We start from the raw sequence: 21035 nt of genomic DNA on the forward strand, positions 1-21035 counted from the left end.
ATATTAACTGAGTGAAATTGTAAGTTATGTCAACCCGAGTCTTTAAGTCGGGAATTAATTGTGAAACACGCCGTTGTTTTGGCCAAATACGGTTTGGCTGGATGGGTTCTCTGGATCTGCCTAGCCATTTCCAGCGGGGTCAGACGGGGTTGCGCGCCGTTGCCTGCGGAAGGCGTGCAGATACAATGATGGTGTGATTCTTGAGTTAGTGGTGGTTGCGTGATGAGATCCTTGGCGTTTGCCCTTTGCGTGTTTCCCCTTGCGTTGGACGCGCAGCAGGAAGGGGCGCCAAAACCCGCAGCACTGGAGATCGCGTTTTTGGATTCGGGGTACACGCTGTCCCTGTCTGTTCCTGCGTCTGAAATCGTTGGCTTTGAACTTCCCGCTTCGAGCGCAGAGGAAAAGGCGAAGGTCGCGGTCGCGATTTCGGACTTGTCGCAGCCCATGACCTTGTTCGCGGTCACTGCCGAGGCGGGTTGTGCCACGGCCACGGCGAACGTGGCGCTGGTCGGCGGCGAAGCCGGGTCGGCCTTGGGGGCTGACGATCACCGGCCCGAATTTCAGGCCGAATATACGGTCAGGTGCAGCAACCTTCAGGCGCTTGGTGAAATGAGATTTGATTACTTCGATCGGTTTTCGCAGGCTGAACGTGTGGACGTGCGGGTTCAGTCACCGGGTGGTAGTCACGCCGTTGCGGTCACACGAGAGACCCCGTTGGTTGATCTCTCCGAGTTGATGTGACCGGGGTTTCTTTCATTCCTTGTGGTGAAAGATGAAGCCGATGAAGTTCAGCAACAGTTGCGCGGCAAGGATCTGCGTGCTTTCGGTCGGGTCATAGGCCGGGGCAACTTCGACAAGGTCGATGCCAGCGACCTGCCCTTTCCGGGCAAGGGCCTGCAGGATTTCCAGAACGTCGTAGTACAAAAAACCGCCGTGGCTTGGTGTTCCGGTGCCCGGTGCAATGGATGGGCAAAACGCGTCAATGTCGATGGTCACGTAGTATCGGACGCCCGAGGGGATGCGGTCCAACACTCCTTCGGTCCCCAGCTTGCGGACCTGCCGTACCGACAAGATGTCGGAGCCGCGCGCGCGTGCATCCTCGTAACCTTCTTTCGCCGTCGATGAGACATTGCGGATGCCCAGCTGGGTCATACCCAAGACATAGTCCTTCTCGATCGCCCGCCGCATCGGGTTTCCATGGCCCGCCGTAACGCCATGACGCTCGTCCACGAAATCCAGATGCGCGTCGATCTGGACCACGTGAATGGGACCGTTTCGGGCGCAGTCCTGATCAAAGGCGTTGATGCAGGGAATGTTGACGGAATGGTCACCACCGATCGTCACGGGCAGAGCGCCGGCCTCAAGGATCTTGCGCACCCCGTATTCGATATTCGCGTGGCTGGCTTCGGTCTTGGTGTGGATGATGTCGGCATCCCCCAGATCGACGATGCGCACCTCTTCGCCCAAGTAGGTGGCATCGTCCTCGTGATCATAAGCACCTGCATGACCAAAGCTGAACAGAGTGGACGCCTCGCGCACCGCACGCGGGCCAAACCGGGCTCCGGACCGGTATTGGCAGCCGAAGTCGAACGGGGCGCCCAGGATGGCGACATCGGCATCGATCCGGTCCCAATCCTGCACATATGGCTTCTTGCCGAATGTGGCGATGCCGACGAACGGCAGATTCAGGCGGCCGGATTCATATCCATGTTTTGACATTGGGGGCTCCATTGCTTTGAACCGGCCGCGGGTCTGGCGGGTTGCTTGCACGTTGGCGTCTATCACCCGATCAATCAAGGCCGCTCTGCCCCAGCGGTGCATCAGGTTGCGAAGCTGGGTAAACCCCACAATTCCAGTGATTTTTCTGCAAATCTGTACTAAGTGTGAAGGTATCGCTCGTATTGCCTGCGCAAATTGAGGGGTGGAGCCAGCATTGAATGGCGCCACGCGTCGGGCGGTCTGCCGTTTGTCCGGCGGGGGAGACTGCAAAGTACAAATGCTGATTTCAGGAAAGTGACCACGAAATACGAAACCATTGCGCCACTGACTTTTTGGGGGAGGAACTGGCCGTGACCACACAAACGATTTCCAATTCAAAACCGATTGAAGCCACATCTGCCGATTGGGAGAAGATATTCGCCGTTCTGCCCGGCGAAAAGGTGCGGCAGAGCACCGAGCGGCTCAGGCAGCATTTCGATCTGGTCGAAGTTCTTGAGGACACGGTTCTGCCGCCGCGCGGGATGTATGTGGTTTTGGATGGCATCGTGAAGCTGCGCCAGAACGACGTTGATCTGGCGACCGCCGATACGGGGGACTATTTCTACGAAGAGCATCTGGAGATCCGCGACATACCGGTCAGCCTGCAGGCCGTGGCCTTGCCCGGCACTCGGCTGGCCTTTCTGGCCAGTAACGAGTGGCTGGATATTCCCGCGGAAATTCGACGCGAATGCTACGCCACTCTGTTCGGCGATCTGGTCAGCGTGCATCTTCAGAATTTCCAGCAGCCGATCAACTGCTGCAGCGTGACCGCGGCCGCGCTGAGCATGTCGGCGCTGGGCTTCAGCTGCGAGGTGAACGACATCTTCCGGGTCTGCGAACTGCCCACCAGCTTTGTCGTCAATGACGGCATCTCGCTGGGTGAACTGTTCGACGTGGCCTGCACCTATATTCATTCGCAGGGTCTGCGCGACCTTGTGCAGGTCCAGGCCTATTTCATGGACGAGGCAACGACCTCGGTGCCACTGCTGCTTGAGGCGATTGACGAGTCCAATCGTCTGGGCGGAGACAACGACATTCTGGTGGCGAATTTTCAGGTTGGGGTCGCGCATGGCAAGCCCACCATGCCCGGCGGCCATTTCGCGGTGATCGCCAAGTGCAACCCCAGCACCGGGTTGGTGCACATGATGGATGTGCATCCCGAAAAATACGGCAAGCTGTGGGTCACCACGATCGACCGCCTGTACGCAGCCATGTCCGACCGCGACGGCACCTCGATGCGGGCGCGCGGTCTGCTGCGGTTTTCGGCGCGCGAGGCGGTCAAGACCACGTTGCAGACCTTCCGGCAGGACTGCAACTATGTGGACAGCACCCGGTATCTGGCCCGAGACCCCAAGAAGCGCCGCAACCTGTTCCGGCGGGCCAGCCCGAACATGAACAGCCTGGGCGTTCTGGCCGAAAGCCTACAGATTTTGGGCGATGTCCAGGTCACCGAAGACAAGCTGCTGATTGCGACCCAGACCTCGTACACCGAGGCGCTGAGCCGGGTTTCGACCGCCAAGAAGATGAGCGAGATGGCCCAGCGGTATCTGGCTGGAACGTCCGAGGTGCATATCGGCAGCACGTTCCGCAGTTATGCCGAGCGACCCGGGAAGGACAAAAGGTCGCCGCAAGACTGGTTCCAGGATCAGCTGCGCAGTCTGAACGAACATGAGGGGCGCCACCTAATGATCAACATCGACTTCAACCGCGTGTTGGGGTTCGAGGTGATCCGGCCGCCCGAAAACGTGTTCCGCGAGACGGCGCTGCTGGAAGAGTTCTGGTGCTTGTGCGTGGCCTATGACGAAAAGGCCGACCTTGTCACGGTCGTCGATATGAGCCCGGCGACTTCGCAGGTCTGGCAGGCGCCGCGCGGGCATATCTTTCGAGGGCTGCGCGACCTGAAAAGCCCGGCCATGCTGGTGATCGAAGAGACCCAGCCCCCGGAAGACCCCAGCGACGTGGCGCGGATCGTCCGGGAAAACCCGCTGGTTCTGTTCTACGAGGATGAGGACCCGTGGTCGAACATGCTGAAGAACATTCTGGCCAATATCGGCGCGACCGGTCTGAAACTGGTCGATGTCGCCGGACACGGGGCCAACGCCATGAAAATGCGCCGGCAACTGGTGGCGGAAAGCGGCAAGGAAAAGGTGCCGTATCTCTTCTTCCATGGGAAATGCCTGGGCAAGCGCAGCGATATCGTTGATATGATCCTGGATGGCGGCCTGCAGGAAGACATGAAGAAAGCCGGTCTGCCTGTCTTGCTGCGCCACGAGTCGCCGAGTCTCGACAAGAACATCTTCGGATATCCCAAGGGCGGGTTGACGGCCCCGCCAAACGGTCGCCGGAACGTTCTGTTGTGCGCCTGCGGCTCGTCGGCTGCGGACAAGGTGCCTCAGTTGGTCGCCCGGATCACCGAGGCAGGTCACAACGTGAAACTGATCCCTTCGGTTTCGGCCGAAAAGTTCTTTCGCGATATCGGGACCGACAAGGCCAGCGAGGCCCGCAAGGCGGAAAAGACGGGGAAGAAAACCAAGACGGTCGACGACTACATCACCCACAATGACTACTACCGCGACGATGACGAGTGGAACTTTCGCTATACCGAGTTCGGGATGCCCTTGCGCGCGTCGCATCTGGCCCTTTGCGACTGGGCCGATTGCGTCATTGTCGCGCCGGTCACCTGCAACACGATGGGCAAGATCGCCAACGGCATTGCCGACAACCTGCTGACCTCGGTTTTTGTGGCCTGGCAGTACCGCAACAAGCCGGCGATCCTTTGCCCGGCTTGCAACACCAACATGTGGAACAACGTCACCACCCAGAACAACGTCGAAAAGCTGCGCGATCTGGGGATTGATCTTGTGGGTCCCCGCAAGGGGCGCTTGTCGAACGGGATGATGGGCATCGGCATGATGGCCACGCCCGACCAGATCATGGAGGTGTTGGAAGAAGCCTTCGAAGAGCTGGAAAACCACGAACACAATATCTGCAAATGGGCGCAGGATGCTGCGGCCTCGGATGACTTCGCCCAATGGGAGCCGGTGTTTCAGGCCATAGATGATGGGGTCGCCGGTATCGACATTGTCGATGACCATAATGGCGACACGCTGCTGCACTATGCGGCGGGCGGCGAGGGGGAGTTGACCGAGAACGGGCAAGACCTGGGAAAACCGGACATCGAGGCTGCCAAAGCCCTCATCGCAAGAGGTATCAACGTGAACGCGGTCAATGACCACGGATTTACCAGCCTGCATGTCGCCGTGATGAACAACTCGGCCGAGATGGTCGAAACCCTGCTGGCGGCGGAGAGCATCGATGCAAGCCTTCTGATCCACTTTCTGCAGGATCCGGCGCGGTCCAGGGGCATCAGGGTGTCGGACGAGATCCGCGCGATGTTGGACGAATGGGCCAACACGCACGCCCTGTCGGAACCGGAAGAGGTGGAAGACGAAGACAACCTGATCGATGAACGCGAAAAGACCTACCTTTATTTCACCTACGGATCGCTCAAGAAAGGATTCCCAAACCACGACGCTCATGCGGACGTTCTGGATGATTTCGTTGGACAGGCGGTCACTCGGCAGCCCATGCCCCTGATCGTTCCGAAAGAGCCGTTTTGCGACAACCCGAACTGTGCCTATTTGCACCGCATGGCAACACTGGTGGATCGCAAGGGCACTGGCCGTCCGATCAAGGGCGAGGTCTACCGGGTAACCTCGGGCGGGTTGAAGGAACTCGACAAGCTCGAGGGTTTTCACGGACCGGCCGCGGCTGACAATGTCTATGTCCGCAGGCGGATCAATGTCCTGATGGATGGGGTGAAAAAACCCGCCTATGTCTACGTCATCGCCAATCCGGAAAAATATCTTGCCGAACTGGAAAGCGGTGCGTCCGAGTTGGTCGACGAATACTCGATCGACATGGCCACCGGGACGCTCAAGCCCGGGTATGAGGCGGCCACTAGCCGTCCTGATGCGTGATGGCTTCGGGCGCATCCGTTGGCGGAGGTGACTTGAGGCTGAGGTTGTAGGCCGTGATCGCGATCATGCAGCTCAGGACAAAAGGCCAGAACGCGGCCTTTGGAATCAGGTTGTCACGATAGTGGATCAAGCGCAGCGACGGTGCGGACTCGGAGACGAACAGATAGGTGTTCACCGAGACTACAAGCAGCATGAAATACATCAAGAAAAAGAAGGACTCCATGTAGATCACCGGTGACCCGGCAAAACCTTCGCGCAATTGCACATGGGCCAGCAGGATCACGAAGAACAGGACCGAGCAGGTTCCGATCACGCTTGAGGTGCTGAAATCGTGCCGTTCGACCAGGTTCGGCTTCCGCGTCACCGTCATTACGGCGCCGAACAGAAGCATCGTGACCACGATCAATGGGATCATATGCACAACGAAGGCGTTCGCAAAGTTGCGTTTGATGACAAAGTTGTAGTGCAGTTCGGGCAGTCTGGTCTGAAACTCGTTCTGGTTGATGCCCAGCGTCGTGTCCAAATCGGACAGCTTGTAGTCAAAATAGGTGTTTTCGCGCTCCCAAGTGCCCATGACGATGCGGTTGTCGATCCCGAAAATGTCCTTTGGCCCAGTCGCGGGATAGGCGTCGAAGTCGGGAACCAAGGCGACGTTCACGTCAAACCGGCCCGGCCAGAACCGCACCCAGACGGTTTTGTGGTCGAAAGGATAGCTGGTGTAGTCGAAGGACTGGCGCAGGGTCTGCTCAAAGTACCAGCCGATCACTTCGCCACCGGGTTCTGGCATCCGGTAGGCTTCTTCGATAAGGCCGCTCCCGACATCCACGGACTCGGGCAGAAGGAACCCGGCCTGACCGGGTTCGGGCTTGATCGCGTCATGGATGCCGGTTTGATAGTGCTGCCAGACATAGCCAGTGACGTGGACATCGCTTGCGTCGACGAAGCTGAAGGATTTGAGGAATATTCCCGTCCTGACCCGATAATCCGGCGCGTTCTCCAGCGAGTCCAGATAGGTATCGACCGAGGCTTGATCCGGCAATTGGGTCGGGTCCTGCTCGAAATGGTTCAGCGATGCCCAAAGGTAGAACAATACGGCCGTCAGTATCAGCGACACGAGGCCTGACAGGCCCCAGACCTTTTTCTCGACCGTCATTCCGCGCCCTGTTTCTTCCTGTTGTTCCATCGTCATGCGGCTCATGCCGTCGGTTGACCGGCCATCCCGGCCACCGGGGAATCCAGATGCCCCATCAGCGACCGCACCACGCCCAGATCATCGAACTGTGATCGAAGTTCTGGAAACTCGGCGTGGTCAGACAGGGCGAGGCCCTGTTGCCCGGTCGCAGCAAGAAGACGGGTGTGACGGATGGACAGATCGGCCATCGGCAGCGGCTCCGAGGCGGTGAACTCAGACAAGGCGTCGGCAAAGCGGATCGCGCGGTCCCAATTCTGGCGGGCCAGCATCACGGCGCAGGCATCTGCGTAGAAATGCAGGTGGCTATGCCCAACGCAGCCTTCGCCCAGTATCCGAACGCCCTGATCCAACAGATCATCCTGGGCATCCGGATCGTCCAGAGCCAAGGCCAATGCCGACAGCGCCTTGGGGCCGACAAAGTTGCGGCCATGTTCCAACGCGATTTCCACGGCGCGCCGCCCCACCTGTTCAGCCTCGTGCCTTTGCCCGGCATAAACCTGCGCCCGCGCTAAGTGTTCCAGAGCCTGAGCCTCGAGTCGCTTGGCACCGACGCGCTGGGCGATATCGGCGGATTGGATGAAGGCCTGCAGCGCACCGTCCATGTCATCCTGAAAGGTGCACGCGACGCCCAGGCAGGTCTGCGCGACACATTCCGGCACGAAGGCAAAGTATTTCTGCGAGATTTCGATGGCTTCCTGCGCGTCGGCCCGACCTTGCTCCACGTCACCTGAGTAACTGCGGGCGACACTGAGATTGTGAAGGTTGGCGGCCAGGTCCCGGACCAGTCCTTTGTCCCGCGCTCTTTCGACGGCCTGAGTGTAGAACCCTGCGGCGGTGCGCATGGCGGCATTCATGAAATTCGCATCGCCAAAGCCGCTGAGGGCGCCGACCTCCAGCCGGACGGATTCCAGTTTGCGCGCCAGCGTCAGTGCTTTTTCGTTGCTTTGCAGAGCATCCGCGACTCGTCCCAATGGGAAATAGATGTTTCCGCGAACATAGCTGATCTGGGCCAGATCCCGTTCCGATCCGATACGTTCAGCGGCGGCCTCGGCGATGTTGAGGCTGTGCAGCGCATCCTGGTACAGGCTGGCCTGGCGTGCGGCTTGTGCAAGACCGATATGAACGCGGCAAATCTGCGCGTCAGTCTCGGCCAAGGCAGCGGCTTCGTTGAACTCGCTCAGGGCCTCGTCCGACAGGCCCTGAAGTCGATGGGTTTCCGCGCGGGCACACATCAGGTCAAACCGGATACCCGGCGGCGCCGAAAGCTCGAGCGCGCGTTCGATCAGCGGGCTGGCCTCGTCAAACTGGAAGGCCTGGATCAGGTTTTCGGCGGCCTCCAGATAGGCTTCGGCTGCGTTTGAGGCGTCGGCACGGTCCAGGTGTTGGGCGCGCAAGGTGGCGTCCTTGCCCTCGTACCAGCTTGCTGCCTGCCGGTGCAGTCGGGCGCGCTCGGACTTGACCAGTGTCGCATAGGATCCGTCGCGGATCAGAGCATGCGCAAACATCAGATCTGCCCCGGCCTCGCGGATCAGGGCCGAGCGGATCAGGTCGGACGTGTCCAGATGGCCTTCACCCAGCAGATAGTTCAGAACTTCGGGCGAGAACCGCTGCCCCAGAACCGATGCTGCCTGAATCGCCGTTCTGCTTCGACGATCCAACCCGTCCAGACGGGATTGCACGATGCCTTGGATGCTGCCGGGGACGGTGTCGCGGGTCAGGCCGTCGATATTGCGCAGCAGTTGCTCGAGAAACAGCGGATTGCCTCCGGCGCGTTGCACGCAGGTTTCCAACAGCTCGGGGTCGATGGCGGTGAATTCTTCGACCAGTTTCCGCGCCTGTTCGTCGCCCATCGGCGAAAGCTCAAGCTTGGACACCAGCGCACCGTCCGTTCCCATCTGCCATTCCCGATCGATCGGGTCGCCTTCGACCCGGCTGGTCATCATCAGAACGCAAGGCAGGTCCCGCGTCGCGGCGGCCATGTAAGAGCACATGGTCAGAATGTCCGGTGGCGCCCAATGGATGTCCTCGACCTGGAGCAGAAGGGGGGCCTCGCGGCTGCGGGCCTGCAGCAGTTCGTCGATGACCTGTCGCCGACCCCGCATGCGTGCGGCGTTGTCCATCGCGGCATAGACTTCGGCCAGCCCGGGATCCTGTTCAAGTTCGAGCAGGGCGCTCAGATGGGCTGAGCTGGCGGGGTTGATCCACCTCCGGCTGATCGCGTCATGAGCGGCTGCGGTGCTGGCATCGGAGTCGTCGGTCGGGTCGAGCCCCAGAAGGCTGCGGGCGATGGACTGGATGGCCGAATGCCCTTCGCGTGTGCCGAAATCCATCACCACGCCCCCGTGGATCGAATAGGACCGGTTTGCGGCCAGCTCGGCCACCTGTTCCGAAAAGTGGGTCTTGCCGATACCGGGTTCGCCAAGAATGATGTGAACCTCACCCTTTCCATGGCGCTGGCACCGGTCGAATGTTGCCGAGAACAGCGACATCTCGCGTTCCCGCCCGATGAATTTGTGGCGCCGCGTGCGAATGTTCCGGGCCAGACGGTCCAGACGCCAGATTCCGACCTCCTTGTTAAGGCCCTTGATTGCCTTGGTGCCGATCGCCTCGCCGACGAACAGTGGGCCAAGCGCGCGCTGGATGTCATCCGACACCAGCGTCTGACCCGGCGCAGAAATGTCGGTCAGGCGGGACGCTAGATTCACGCCGTCCCCGGTCACGGTGTATTCGGTATGGGCCTCGCTTCCGGTGGTGCTGGCGATGACCTGCCCCGAGGCGATGCCGATATGGCACGACAGGGGCGGGTCAAGTGTGGGCAGCGCGGCGTGAATCTCCAGCGCGGCGCGGGCCGCCCGTTCGGTGTCATTGGTGTGCGAGATCGGCGCCCCGAACACCGCCATGACGGCGTCTCCGATATGCTTGTCGATCCGGCCTCCAAATTTCTCGACGGCGCGGTCGACCTTGCCGAAGAATGCATTCAGCAGCGCGTGCATGTCTTCGGCGTCGTGTTCGCTGGACAATTTGGTAAAGCCGGTCAGGTCCGCGAACAGAACCGTAACCTGACGTTTTGCCGGTTCCAGTTCAACCTCGGGTTCAAACGCGCCGACGGTTTCCGGGACGTCCAACTCGGATATCGCGCGCAGCAACCGACGACGGTCGCCGACGGCAGTCACTCCGATCTCGCGCAAATCCTCGCCCGTAAGTTCAGGAAGAATTGCAAAGTCGATTTTGTTTTCCGCGAACGCTTGGGTGTAATCGGACAACCCAAGGGCGCTCAGCCATTCCCTTAGGTCGCCAGACATTGGTGCCCTCAGAAGTATCCACCCGCAGGCAGCCTAGTACAGACCACCGGGTCGAGTCTGCATTTTTTATAGTAATATTCGATTATGACTGCGCAATCCGCCGTTTCCGGTTTTCGGATCAGCTTTGTGCCGCGCCTTTCCAGAGTTGGATTTCAGGAAGGATTCGTTTGCTCAATCCATGAGCAAATCTGATCAAGATCAAGTCAGAGTTGACTCGTATCCGCTATCCACGCAGCATGAACGGAGTACCACAAATGTTTCTAGAACAGGTGGGCGGCACATGTCTGCAGTAGCCAGCAGGCGCGCGTTCCTGACAGGACGCCTGCCTCGCGAAGACGACAGCGTGAAGCGGCCGCCAGGAGCGGCGCGCGAAAACTTCCACGATCTCTGCACTCGATGCGGCGACTGTGTCTCGGTTTGCCCCGAGGATGTTTTGGCGATGGACGACGCGGGCTTGCCGGTGTTTCAGCCGCAGCAGGGTGGCTGCACCTTTTGTGGAGACTGCGCGGTTGCCTGCAAGACCGACGCATTGAGCCTGGACCGGTTCGCCGAGTGGCCGTGGCGCGCGAAAGTGTCCGACACCTGCCTTTCGGCAAATGGAGTCAGTTGCCGGGTGTGCCAGGACAGCTGCGATCAAGGGGCCATCCGATTCCGCCTGAAAACCGGAGGCCGCGCCGAAGTGAACCTGGACCTGGCATCATGTGTCGGTTGCGGGGCCTGCTCGGCCGCATGCCCGACCGGTGCCGTTTCCCTCGAGAGATACCAGCCCGCCACAGTGGAGGTGCGTGAATGAATATCTGTGGATGCCTGGTGCATGTCGCGCCGGACCAGACCTCAGCGGCACGGTCGGCGATGACCGCGTTCGACGGGGTCGAAATCCATGCCGAATCCGACGACAGCCGGTTCGTTGTCGTCGTCGAGGACACGCCGACACGGCTAGCGTCCGAGATCATCATGGACCTGCATCAGATCCCCGGGGTCGTTTCACTGACCCTGACTTATCACCATTTCGAAGATCTCGCGGAGACCCGTCCGCGTCCCGAAACTCCCAGCCAAGATTCCAGCCGGAGGCCCTTGTCATGACCATTTCCGAATCTCGCCGTACATTTCTGAAAGCAACCGCCGCCGCCGCGACAGCGTCCGCGGCCGGTATCCCGCTGGCGACTGGCCAAGCTGCCGCCCAAGTCGCCAATGCCGACATCCGCTGGGATAAGGCGCCTTGCCGGTTCTGCGGCACGGGCTGCTCGGTTCTGGTGGGCACCAAGGAAGACCGCGTGGTTGCCACGCAAGGCGACCCGGACGCTCCGGTGAACCGGGGGCTGAACTGCATCAAGGGCTATTTTCTCTCCAAGATCATGTACGGCAAGGACCGTCTGACCACCCCGTTGCTGCGCAAATCTAACGGCGTCTATGACAAGAACGGTGACTTCGAACCTGTCAGCTGGGACGAAGCTTTCGACGTGATGGCCGAGAAGTGGAAAGAGGCGCTGGCCAAGAAAGGCCCGACCAGTGTGGGCATGTTCGGCTCGGGACAGTGGACCGTGTGGGAAGGCTATGCCGCGGCCAAGTTGATGAAGGCCGGGTTCCGCACGAACAACATCGACCCGAACGCGCGGCACTGCATGGCCTCGGCCGTGGTGGGCTTCATGCGGACCTTCGGCATTGATGAGCCGATGGGCTGCTATGACGACCTCGAGCATGCCGACACCTTCGTGCTGTGGGGCTCGAACATGGCCGAGATGCACCCGATCCTGTGGTCGCGCCTGACCGATACGCGCCTGACCAAAGCGGGCGCGCAGGTACATGTGCTGTCGACCTTCGAGCACCGCTCGTTCGAGCTGGCCGACAATGGGATCATCTTCAAGCCGCAGACCGACCTGGCGATCCTGAACTACATCGCGAACCACATCATCCAGACCGGTGCGGTGAACGAAGAGTTCGTCAAGAACCACGTCAACATCACCAAGACCGCTACCGACATCGGTTACGGCCTGCGCGAGACCAACCCGCTGCAACAGGCCGCGGCAAACCCGGACTCGGGCAAGCTGGAGCCGATCTCGTTCGAGGAATACGCCGCCTCGGTCGCCGACTACACGCTGGAGTACGTCTCTGAGCTGTCGGGCGTACCGGCGAACCAGCTTGAGCAATTGGCCAAGGAATATGCCGACCCGAACCGCAAGGTCATGAGCCTGTGGACCATGGGCTTCAACCAGCACACACGCGGGTCCTGGGTGAACTCGTTGATGTACAACGTGCACTTGCTGGTGGGCAAAATCTCCGAGCCCGGCAACTCACCGTTCTCGCTGACCGGTCAGCCTTCGGCCTGTGGCACCGCGCGCGAGGTTGGCACTTTTGCCCACCGCCTGCCCGCCGACATGGTGGTGACCAATGATGAACACCGCAAGATCACCGAGACCAAGTGGAACATTCCCGAAGGCACCATTCCGCCCAAGCCGGGCTTCCACGCGGTTCTGCAGAACCGCAAGCTGAAGGATGGTGACCTGAACGTCTATTGGGTGCAGTGCAACAACAACATGCAGGCCGCCCCCAATATCAACGAAGAAGGCTATCCCGGCTATCGCAACCCCGAAAACTTCATCGTCGTATCGGATCCGTACCCAACGGTCACTGCCGTTGCGGCCGACCTGATTCTGCCGACCGCCATGTGGGTCGAGAAAGAAGGGGCCTATGGCAACGCCGAACGCCGCACCCAGTTCTGGCGTCAGCAGGTCAAGGCCCCGGGCGAGGCCAAGTCGGACCTTTGGCAGCTGATGGAGTTCTCGAAACGCTTCACCGTCGAGGAGGTTTGGGGCGAAGAACTGCTGGCCAAGATGCCGGAGCATCGCGGCAAGACCCTGTTCGACGTACTGTATGCCAACGGCAAGATCGACCAGTATCCGCTGTCAGAAACCGCCGAAGGGTTCCACAACGACGAATCCGAGCATTTCGGCTTCTACGCCCAAAAGGGCCTGTTCGAGGAATATGCCAGCTTTGGCCGCGGCCACGGGCACGATCTGGCACCGTTCGAAACCTATCACCAGGCCCGCGGTCTGCGCTGGCCGGTCGTGGACGGGAAGGAGACGCTCTATCGCTTCCGCGAGGGCTACGATTCCTATGTGCCTGAGGGTGCCGGCGTCAAATTCTATGGCCACAAGGACGGCAAGGCCAAGATCATCTTTGCGCCCTACGAACCGGCAGCAGAGGAGCCGGACGAAGAGTTCGATCTGTGGCTGTGCACCGGCCGGGTGTTGGAGCACTGGCATTCCGGGTCGATGACCCGCCGCGTGCCCGAGCTGCACCGCGCCTTCCCCGCCGCCGTTGTGTTCATGCACCCCGAGGACGCCAAGGAACGCGGCGTGCGCCGCGGGCAGGAGATCGTGCTGTCCACCCGCCGCGGCGAGGTTATCAGCCGTGTCGAGACCCGTGGTCGCAACAAGGTGCCGCGTGGCCTCGTGTTCATGCCATGGTTCGACGAAGGCCAGCTGACCAACAAGCTGACGCTGGATGCGACCTGTCCGCTGTCCAAGGAGACGGACTTCAAGAAATGCGCCTGCAAGGTCGAGCGGGCGTAAGGACAGGGGTCGCAAAGGTCGCGTGTGATGTCTCTGGTCGGCAAACCTCTTTCGCCGCAACGGCGCCGGTTCCTGCAGGACTCGGCGCGCGCGGCGGGTGGCTGTCTGGTCGCCGGGTCGGTGCTGGCCTATCTGGCCCTCGACGCCCGCGCCCTGCCGGCCGAGGCCCTGCGACCGCCGGGGGCATTGCCCGAAGATGGCTTTCTGGGGGCCTGCATCCGCTGCGGTCTCTGCGTCCGTGATTGCCCCTATGACACGCTGAAGCTGGCCGAGCTGGGCGTCGATGCAGTGGCAACCGGAACGCCGTATTTCATCGCCCGCGACGTGCCCTGCGAGATGTGCGAAGACATCCCCTGTGTCGCGGCCTGCCCGACCGGGGCGCTGGACAAGGGGTTGCAGGACATTGACGACGCCAAGATGGGTGTTGCGGTTCTGGTGGATCAGGAGAACTGCCTGAACTTCCTCGGTCTGCGCTGCGACGTGTGCTATCGCGTCTGCCCCGTCATCGACGAGGCGATCACGCTGGAGTTGTCGCACAACGACCAGTCCGGCCATCATGCGATCTTTGCGCCGACGGTTCACGCCGACCGCTGCACCGGTTGCGGCGTCTGCGAGAAAAGCTGCGTTCTGCCCGAGGCGGCTATCAAGGTTTTGCCCGCACGGCTTGCGCGCGGCAGTTCGGCCGAGCATTACCGCAAGGGATGGGAAGAAAAGGCCGAAAAGGGCGGGCCGATTGTCGAAGGCATCATCGACCTGCCCGATCGCCTGCCCGGACCGGGCGCGGACAACCTTGCCGCGCCGGGCGGGTACGAGCCGGGCTACAACCTTCCGGGGGCAGGCCAATGACGGCGCGGACACATATGCCCGTCGGGCACGAGGCCCGCGAGGTCAAGGGATGGGTCGGCGCTCATCGGTTCCTGCTGCTGCGGCGGTTCAGCCAGGTGTTCTTTCTGGTCCTGTTCCTGCTGGGGCCGTGGTTCGGCATCTGGATCGTCAAAGGCACGCTGGCCGGATCGCTGACGCTGGACGTGCTGCCTCTGACCGATCCGTTCATCCTGCTGCAGGGGCTGGTGGCCGGCCACTGGCCGGAAATGACCGCGCTGATCGGCGGGCTGATCGTTCTGGTGGCCTATGCGCTGATCGGAGGGCGGGTCTATTGCTCGTGGGTGTGCCCGATCAACCCGGTCACGGATGCCGCGCATTGGCTGCACCGTCGGCTGGACCTGTCCAAAGGCTGGCAGCCCAAACGCAGCACCCGATTGTGGATATTGGCGACCGTTCTGATCGTGTCCGCCCTGACCGGCGTGATTGCATGGGAACTGGTGAACCCCATCACCATGCTGCACCGCGGGCTGGTCTTTGGCATGGGTTTTGTCTGGGCGATGGTCGTGGCGATCTTTGTCTTTGACCTGTTCGTGGCCCGGCACGGATGGTGCGGCCATATCTGCCCGGTCGGTGCCTTCTACGGCCTGATCGGCGCCAAGAGCCTGCTGCGGGTCAGCGCGACCAATCGCGCCGCCTGTGACGATTGCATGGATTGCTATGCGGTCTGTCCGGAGAACCAGGTGATCTCGCCCGCACTGAAGGGCAAGCCGGGATCCAGCCCGCTGATCCTGTCGCCCGATTGCACCACATGCGGCCGCTGCATCGACGTGTGCTCGGTCGACGTATTCAAGCTTACCCACCGGTTCGATGACGCCGTCGTCGCGCCACCCGATCCAGCCGCCGCGCCAGAACCGCGCGCCGCCAGACCTGCTTAAGGGAGTGCCAAGATGAAAAAATCAATAGCGACAGGCGCAATAGCCCTGATCCCTGTTCTTCTTGTGACCGGGCTTGCCTTTGCGCAATCCGCGTCCGTGACCACGTTGCGAGGCGTGGATATCGATGATCCGGCCATCCTAGATGATGTGCACCGCAACATCGAAGGGCGCATGCAGCGCAACTATCGCCAGCAGCCGCCGCTGATTCCGCACAAGATCGACCAGTACCAGATCGACATCCGTACCAATCAGTGCCTGTCCTGCCACGACTGGACCAAGGCCGGTGAGCGCAACGCGCCGACCCTGTCGATGACCCACTATCTGGATCGCGAAGGCAACGAGCTCGATCAGATCGCGGGCACCCGGTATTTCTGCAACCAGTGCCATGTGCCGCAGGCGGATGCGCCGGCCCTGGTCGACAACCTGTTCCAGCCCTCGGCCGGAAACTGATCCAGCTTTGGACTGAAAGGAGCACCAAATATGGCAGACTCTCCTGAAAAGCGCGGCTTGATCGGCCGCATCTGGGCGTGGATCTGGACTCCGGCCGCCGCGTTCAGCGCAGGCTTTCTGGTTCTGGCGGGCTTTCTTGCCGGCATCCTGTTCTGGGGTGGGTTCCACTGGACCCTTGAGATGACGAATACCGAAGAATTCTGCGTCTCGTGCCACACGATGGAAACCAACCTTGGCGAATACCGGGAGACGATCCACTACAACAACCATTCCGGCGTACGGGCCATCTGTTCCGATTGCCACGTGCCCAAGGAATGGAGCTTCAAGATCGAAGCCAAGATCATGGCGGTGAAAGACGTCTATCACGAGCTGGTCGGCACCATCAGCACGCCCGAGAAATACGAGGATCACCGCCTGCAGATGGCCTCGGCCGTGTGGAAAAAGATGAAGGCCTCGGACAGCCGCGAATGCCGCAACTGTCACAATTTCGAATACATGGACTTCACCATTCAGGAAACGCGCGCCGCCAACGAACACCAGCGTGCGATCGACGAGAACATGACCTGCATCGACTGCCACCAGGGCATCGCGCACAGCCTGCCGCCGGGCTATCTGGAGGAGTATCAGAAAGTGGTCGCCTCGCTGGATCCGGTGACCGGCACCGAAATTGCCCAGAGTACCGGCGCGGCCGAGATCCGATCATTCCTGAACAGCACATCCGACTAGGAGTGGCACGACATGCTTGAAATTCTTGGAACAATCGGCGGCAATATCCTGAGCCTGCCCGGCATTCTGGGCCTTGCGGTGGGCATGATGACCCGCCAACTGTGGTTGGCCGCGACCATGGGCGCGGTGATCGGCATACTGGAAACCCTGGCTTTTGCGCATTGGGCCTTTGCCAAGGTCGAGCCCATGGAGCTGATCATCGGCGTTCTGGTCGGTGTTTGCGCCAGCAGCATTGGTTGTCTGATCCGCCAGAAAGGGGCGACGGTCTAAGCGACAGTCGCCGCCTACTCCTTGCGGTTCTTCAGGTGTTTCAGAACGGCGCTTGCGATCATGGTCACCAACCCGGGGGCAAGCGTTCCCAAAGGGTCGCGTGAGACTGTTCTCAGGTCGCGGACCGTCTCGCGAGCCTCTGACATCATGTCCTGAATCTCGGCCTCGATATCGCCGATCGCCATGTCGCGCAGTTCTGCTACTGGCGCAGTGTCGGCCTCGGCGCTGACCGAGTTGGCGATGGCCGCGAGTATCAGCGCCACGATCAGGTTGATCAGGGCGATGACCAGTGCAGCCAACGGCTTGGACATCATTGACGCCAGAGCAAGATAGCCCGCGACATTCAGCATGATGATGGCCAACCCGCCCGCCAATCCGGCTGCGGCGAAAAAGCCTGCGCGTTTGGCCAAGACGGTCATGTTCCGCTGAGCGATCAGCCGTTCGGTGCGCAGGATGATGGAAATGTTTCGGGAAATGCGGCTCATCTGACTGTCTCCTACCTGGACCGACCGATCACGTAGCCCAGAGCGAAAACGCCCAGGGCGAACAGGATGGCTTTCTTGTGTGGCATGGCATCCAGCTCGGCCAGCGCGGTCTCGATCTCACCGGACCAGTCTTCGAACTCGGCCGACAACTTATCGGGAATGTCCTGGACGGCCTCTTTCACCTTTTCGCCCGCCTTGCGCGCGCCCGATTTTTTGTCCTCGGCCTGCTCCTCAAGCTGCCGCTTCAACTCAGCGACCTGCTGTTCAAGTTCCGCTTTGGTAACCATTGGCGTTGTCCTTTCGTGAAGCGGCCAGTCGCGCGGGCGATGGGCCGATAATCCGGTTTGGCGGCATCGAGATCAGTCTTTGGGACCCACGCGGCCATCGCCCGACATCAGTATGGCGATGGGGCGCGTGGCCGGAATGTGGGTCAGAATGATCATGATGCAGACAGTGATCGGCACGCTCATCAGCGCACCGGGAATGCCCCAGATCGCGGTCCAGAATGTCAGGGCCAGTATGACCATGAGAGGGGACAAGTTCAGACTTTTGCCCAGCAAGGTCGGCTCAAGAATATTTCCGACCGAGAATTGCACGGCCCCGCATCCCAACAGCACCATCAGGAACGGGCTTAGTTCCTCGAACTGGACAAGAGCGACCAGAGAGGGCAGGGCGACACCGATGATCGAGCCGACCGTGGGGATGAAATTCAACAGAAAGGCCAGAACCGCCCAGGTCTCGGCGAAATCCAACCCAACCGCCCACATGACAAGAAAGCTGCCGAACCCGGTTAGCGCGCTGACGAAAGTCTTGATCCCGACATAGCGCTGGATGCTGGCGGACGTGCTGTGCAGCACGTTGCGAACTTTGTTGGCAAGCCTTGGATCCGAGATCGCGAGGTCAATCTTGGTCTGCATCGGCAGGCGTTCAACCAGCATGAACGGCACGTAGAGCAGCACAAGGAAGAAGGCGCTGAGGAAGGCGCCAGCGGATCCGATGATGCTGCCGGCAAAACCCGACAGGTTGATCTGGCTCAGCGCCTTCTGGGCCGCGGCATAGTTCTCGTTGCCGACGAGGGCGACAAGTTTTGCCAGGATACCGGACAGGCGCTCTTCGTATTTCGGGAAAGCCTCGGACACCAGACCGGCCTGGCTGGACAGGATCGACAGGATGATCAGCAATCCAAACAGGATCAGGCACAAGGCCCCAAGATGCGCCATCCATTTCGGTACGGAATGGCCCAGAATGACGATCCGGTGGATCCGGTCAGATGTTGCAGTAAGCAGCACAAACAACAGTATGGCGAAGGAAAGCGGTATCAGAACCGAGGACGCCAGCACCAATGACGCGATGGTCAGAAACAGCAGAACAACCAGCTGATACCAGAAGGTCAGCCCAGGCTTGCCCACGCGCTGGTTGTCGGCCTTGGGTTGAGTTGCCATGCACGTCTCCTGCGGGCTCAGCACCATTGCGGCCCGCCACCGTTGGTCGGTTCCGCCATTAGGCACAGATATTCGGCTGTTCTCAAACAAAATTCTCGAAAGAGTTGATTTCTGGACAGGTTGCAAACGGGTCTCTACGCTCGGCCTTGGATCAAATCCAAGGACCAAAGCCCATGCGCCGCACATCGACCAATTCGCTGCTTGTCATCGCGCTTGCGATCAGCGCAGGCATTGCGATTTGGGGTCTTGTCGACCCGGCGGGGCTGGGCCGGTTGGCGTCTGCCGCTGTTGCGACGCAGTTCGAAAGCCGGGGCTGGTTCATCATGCTCGAGGCCAGCGGCCTGTTGTTCGTTGCGCTGTTTCTGGCCTTTTCGCGCTTTGGGCGCATCCGGTTGGGGCCGGATGGTGCCGATCCCGAGTTTTCGACTCCCGCATGGATCGCCATGCTGTTTGCGGCCGGGATGGGGGTTGGGCTGCTGTTTTATGGTGCGGCCGAGCCGCTGACTCATTTCGAAGAGCTCAGAAAATACGAACCAGATCCGAGGGCCGCCGGAAACGCTCTGTTCGTAACCTACCTGAACTGGGGCTTTCATGCCTGGGCAATCTACGGGGTGGTCGGTCTGATCATTGCCTATTTCGCCTTCCGCCGTGGGGGCACTCTGCTGCTGAGCGCGCCGTTGAACGACGCTCTGGGGTCGGCCCCGTGGGTTCGGGCGATGGGCTGGGGCTTTGACCTTCTGTCAATCGTTGCCATTGCCGTGGGGTTGGCTGGTTCGCTGGCCATGGGGGTGTTTCAGGTGCAGACCGGGCTGGCCGGATTGCTTGGCGTGGCAGATTCGGCGGCTCTGACGCTTCCGGTCTTTGTCGCCATGTGTGTGGCATTTGTCATTCCTCTGCGCCGGGATCTGGGGGACGGCATGGCGAAGCTATCCAATGCTGCGATGCTGATTGCCGTGGCAATGATGATCTATCTGTTGATCCTTGGCCCCACCTCATACCTGATGAACGGTATCGTGAGCGGCTTCGGAAGATACGTGTTCCACGTTCTGCCCGCAGGGTTTGCCACGGCCGAGTTCTTTGGTGACGACCTCGTCAACTGGTTCCAGGATTGGACTCTGAACTACATGATCTGGTGGCTGGCCTGGTCGCCGTTCGTCGGTATCTTCATCGCCCGGATTTCCCGGGGCCGAACGATCCGGGCGTTTCTTTTGGGTGTGATCGTCGCGCCAACCTTGTTCTCGATCCTTTGGTTTGGCGTGTTTGGCGGGCTTGGGTTTTTTGACGCGCTGCGGCAGCAAGGTTCCTTGTCCGTGGTCAATCAGCAGAATCTTGACGCGACCACATTCGCGTTGCTTCAGCGGTTTCCACTGTCCGGACTGACGCAGACAGCGACCATCGTCGCGGCGTTTCTGTTTGTGGTCACCAGCGTCGTCAGCGCCGGATTTACCCTCGCGATGATCGGAACCGGTGGTGATGAAAACCCGTCTCCCCGGATCCGAACGGTGTGGGGGGCAATTCTGGGTGCGTTGGGGCTTGCCATGGTCTTTGTCGGGGATATCGGGCTGGTGCGATCTGTGATCGCAATTTCGGCGATCGCCTTTGTTTTCATAGTTCCGGTTCTGGTGGTCTGTCTGTTCCGGGTGCTGGCGCGGGAGGAAGGGCCATGACAGGTGAGTTTCTGGATACCGTTCTGAACGTCACCGTCTTTCTGTACCTGGGTTTTCTGATCTGGCTGTGCCTGCGCCCGGACCCCTGAGGCCCGTTCGCCGGGAAAGGGGATGTCACCATCCGTCAAACCTGATGGGCGTAACCCAGAGAACGCCGCGTCTTCCCTGCAGGTTGAATTCCAGCCACGCCCCATGCAGATGGCGTCATCAACGAGACAACCGCCTTGATCTCGGAGATATAGGGCGGCATGCGCAAGAGTTGGCAACCCACAGCGAACTAAGTCTTGAGCGCCCAAACAGCGTATTGGCGGAGAGCTTTTTGATCCGCTGCCGATCAAAGAGGTTGGGTGAGGACCGGGCATTCCGCCCTATTTGTGTCGTATGAATTTGCGCGCCGGATTCCGGTGTTGACATTTTCTGATCTCGGCTAA

General features: G+C 60.4%; 17 protein-coding genes. 11 read left to right on the forward strand and 6 right to left on the reverse strand.

Annotation, left to right across the window (positions count from 1 at the left end; genetic code table 11):
- The first annotated feature begins 222 nt into the window (after window positions 1–222).
- Window positions 223–741 (forward strand): ZrgA family zinc uptake protein, encoded by a 519-nt coding sequence (locus tag ACR0IR_RS00120; RefSeq protein ID WP_170365153.1) that lies wholly within the window; start codon window positions 223–225, stop codon window positions 739–741.
- A gap of 12 nt (window positions 742–753) precedes the next feature.
- Here ACR0IR_RS00120 and speB read toward each other — a convergent pair whose 3' ends face one another.
- Window positions 754–1719: an agmatinase gene (gene speB, locus ACR0IR_RS00125; protein WP_170365151.1), complete on the reverse strand. Its 966-nt coding sequence runs from the start codon at window positions 1717–1719 to the stop codon at window positions 754–756.
- 350 nt (window positions 1720–2069) lie between these two features.
- Here speB and ACR0IR_RS00130 point away from each other — a divergent pair, with 350 nt between their 5' ends.
- Window positions 2070–5738: a flavoprotein gene (locus ACR0IR_RS00130; RefSeq protein WP_170365149.1), complete on the forward strand. Its 3669-nt coding sequence runs from the start codon at window positions 2070–2072 to the stop codon at window positions 5736–5738.
- Here ACR0IR_RS00130 and ACR0IR_RS00135 read toward each other — a convergent pair.
- Both ACR0IR_RS00135 and ACR0IR_RS00140 read right to left on the reverse strand, forming a co-directional pair.
- Entirely contained in the window at window positions 5719–6936 is a 1218-nt protein-coding gene (locus ACR0IR_RS00135) for a hypothetical protein (RefSeq protein WP_480778950.1), read from the reverse strand. The two genes, ACR0IR_RS00130 and ACR0IR_RS00135, sit on opposite strands and share 20 nt — an antisense overlap.
- A complete protein-coding gene (locus ACR0IR_RS00140; RefSeq protein WP_170365148.1) occupies window positions 6933–10232 on the reverse strand; it encodes an adenylate/guanylate cyclase domain-containing protein in 3300 nt (1099 codons plus the stop codon). The genes ACR0IR_RS00135 and ACR0IR_RS00140 overlap by 4 nt, the downstream gene beginning before the upstream one ends.
- A 280-nt stretch (window positions 10233–10512) precedes the next feature.
- Here ACR0IR_RS00140 and napF point away from each other — a divergent pair, with 280 nt between their 5' ends.
- From napF to ACR0IR_RS00180, 8 genes are read left to right on the forward strand one after another with little or no spacing between them, the layout of a single operon-like run.
- Complete coding sequence (gene napF / locus ACR0IR_RS00145) at window positions 10513–11025, forward strand: ferredoxin-type protein NapF (protein ID WP_170356959.1); 513 nt, start codon at window positions 10513–10515, stop codon at window positions 11023–11025.
- A complete protein-coding gene (locus ACR0IR_RS00150) occupies window positions 11022–11315 on the forward strand; it encodes a chaperone NapD (protein ID WP_093964450.1) in 294 nt (97 codons plus the stop codon). Before napF ends, ACR0IR_RS00150 begins: the two co-directional genes overlap by 4 nt.
- Entirely contained in the window at window positions 11312–13804 is a 2493-nt protein-coding gene (napA, locus tag ACR0IR_RS00155; RefSeq protein WP_170365146.1) for a nitrate reductase catalytic subunit NapA, read from the forward strand. Before ACR0IR_RS00150 ends, napA begins: the two co-directional genes overlap by 4 nt.
- Window positions 13805–13831: 27 nt before the next feature.
- Entirely contained in the window at window positions 13832–14650 is an 819-nt protein-coding gene (gene napG / locus ACR0IR_RS00160; RefSeq protein WP_170365144.1) for a ferredoxin-type protein NapG, read from the forward strand.
- Window positions 14647–15564: a quinol dehydrogenase ferredoxin subunit NapH gene (napH, locus tag ACR0IR_RS00165; RefSeq protein WP_170365142.1), complete on the forward strand. Its 918-nt coding sequence runs from the start codon at window positions 14647–14649 to the stop codon at window positions 15562–15564. Before napG ends, napH begins: the two co-directional genes overlap by 4 nt.
- Before the next feature lie 12 nt (window positions 15565–15576).
- Window positions 15577–16014 (forward strand): nitrate reductase cytochrome c-type subunit, encoded by a 438-nt coding sequence (locus tag ACR0IR_RS00170; RefSeq protein WP_170339556.1) that lies wholly within the window; start codon window positions 15577–15579, stop codon window positions 16012–16014.
- Window positions 16015–16044: 30 nt separating this feature from the next.
- Window positions 16045–16740, forward strand: coding sequence for a NapC/NirT family cytochrome c (locus tag ACR0IR_RS00175; protein ID WP_093964455.1), 696 nt, complete (start codon window positions 16045–16047; stop codon window positions 16738–16740).
- 12 nt (window positions 16741–16752) lie between these two features.
- A complete protein-coding gene (locus tag ACR0IR_RS00180; RefSeq protein WP_170340171.1) occupies window positions 16753–17010 on the forward strand; it encodes a hypothetical protein in 258 nt (85 codons plus the stop codon).
- Between the two features lie 14 nt (window positions 17011–17024).
- Here ACR0IR_RS00180 and ACR0IR_RS00185 read toward each other — a convergent pair whose 3' ends face one another.
- The 3 genes from ACR0IR_RS00185 to ACR0IR_RS00195 all read right to left on the reverse strand — a co-directional run bounded on the left by ACR0IR_RS00185 (window position 17025) and on the right by ACR0IR_RS00195 (window position 18937).
- On the reverse strand, window positions 17025–17495 hold the full coding sequence (locus ACR0IR_RS00185; RefSeq protein ID WP_170365140.1) for a phage holin family protein: 471 nt from the start codon (window positions 17493–17495) through the stop codon (window positions 17025–17027).
- 11 nt (window positions 17496–17506) lie between these two features.
- Window positions 17507–17782, reverse strand: coding sequence for a hypothetical protein (locus ACR0IR_RS00190; protein WP_170339561.1), 276 nt, complete (start codon window positions 17780–17782; stop codon window positions 17507–17509).
- A 72-nt stretch (window positions 17783–17854) separates the two neighbouring features.
- Entirely contained in the window at window positions 17855–18937 is a 1083-nt protein-coding gene (locus ACR0IR_RS00195) for an AI-2E family transporter (RefSeq protein WP_170340177.1), read from the reverse strand.
- Between the two features lie 173 nt (window positions 18938–19110).
- On the opposite strand from ACR0IR_RS00195, the gene ACR0IR_RS00200 reads away from it, so the two are divergent.
- Entirely contained in the window at window positions 19111–20604 is a 1494-nt protein-coding gene (locus ACR0IR_RS00200) for a BCCT family transporter (protein WP_170365139.1), read from the forward strand.
- Window positions 20605–21035 lie beyond the last annotated feature (431 nt).

Source organism: Ruegeria sp. CF2 (assembly GCF_056537385.1).

Excerpts from the sequence above, each read along its gene's own strand:
- ACR0IR_RS00120 (WP_170365153.1), top strand. The coding sequence starts at position 223 with ATGAGATCCTTGGCGTTTGCCCTTTGCGTGTTTCCCCTTGCGTTGGAC.
- speB (WP_170365151.1), bottom strand. The coding sequence starts at position 1,719 with ATGTCAAAACATGGATATGAATCCGGCCGCCTGAATCTGCCGTTCGTC.
- ACR0IR_RS00135 (WP_480778950.1), bottom strand. The coding sequence starts at position 6,936 with ATGAGCCGCATGACGATGGAACAACAGGAAGAAACAGGGCGCGGAATG.
- ACR0IR_RS00140 (WP_170365148.1), bottom strand. The coding sequence starts at position 10,232 with ATGTCTGGCGACCTAAGGGAATGGCTGAGCGCCCTTGGGTTGTCCGAT.
- napF (WP_170356959.1), top strand. The coding sequence starts at position 10,513 with ATGTCTGCAGTAGCCAGCAGGCGCGCGTTCCTGACAGGACGCCTGCCT.
- ACR0IR_RS00150 (WP_093964450.1), top strand. The coding sequence starts at position 11,022 with ATGAATATCTGTGGATGCCTGGTGCATGTCGCGCCGGACCAGACCTCA.
- napA (WP_170365146.1), top strand. The coding sequence starts at position 11,312 with ATGACCATTTCCGAATCTCGCCGTACATTTCTGAAAGCAACCGCCGCC.
- napG (WP_170365144.1), top strand. The coding sequence starts at position 13,832 with ATGTCTCTGGTCGGCAAACCTCTTTCGCCGCAACGGCGCCGGTTCCTG.
- napH (WP_170365142.1), top strand. The coding sequence starts at position 14,647 with ATGACGGCGCGGACACATATGCCCGTCGGGCACGAGGCCCGCGAGGTC.
- ACR0IR_RS00170 (WP_170339556.1), top strand. The coding sequence starts at position 15,577 with ATGAAAAAATCAATAGCGACAGGCGCAATAGCCCTGATCCCTGTTCTT.
- ACR0IR_RS00175 (WP_093964455.1), top strand. The coding sequence starts at position 16,045 with ATGGCAGACTCTCCTGAAAAGCGCGGCTTGATCGGCCGCATCTGGGCG.
- ACR0IR_RS00180 (WP_170340171.1), top strand. The coding sequence starts at position 16,753 with ATGCTTGAAATTCTTGGAACAATCGGCGGCAATATCCTGAGCCTGCCC.
- ACR0IR_RS00185 (WP_170365140.1), bottom strand. The coding sequence starts at position 17,495 with ATGAGCCGCATTTCCCGAAACATTTCCATCATCCTGCGCACCGAACGG.
- ACR0IR_RS00190 (WP_170339561.1), bottom strand. The coding sequence starts at position 17,782 with ATGGTTACCAAAGCGGAACTTGAACAGCAGGTCGCTGAGTTGAAGCGG.
- ACR0IR_RS00195 (WP_170340177.1), bottom strand. The coding sequence starts at position 18,937 with ATGGCAACTCAACCCAAGGCCGACAACCAGCGCGTGGGCAAGCCTGGG.
- ACR0IR_RS00200 (WP_170365139.1), top strand. The coding sequence starts at position 19,111 with ATGCGCCGCACATCGACCAATTCGCTGCTTGTCATCGCGCTTGCGATC.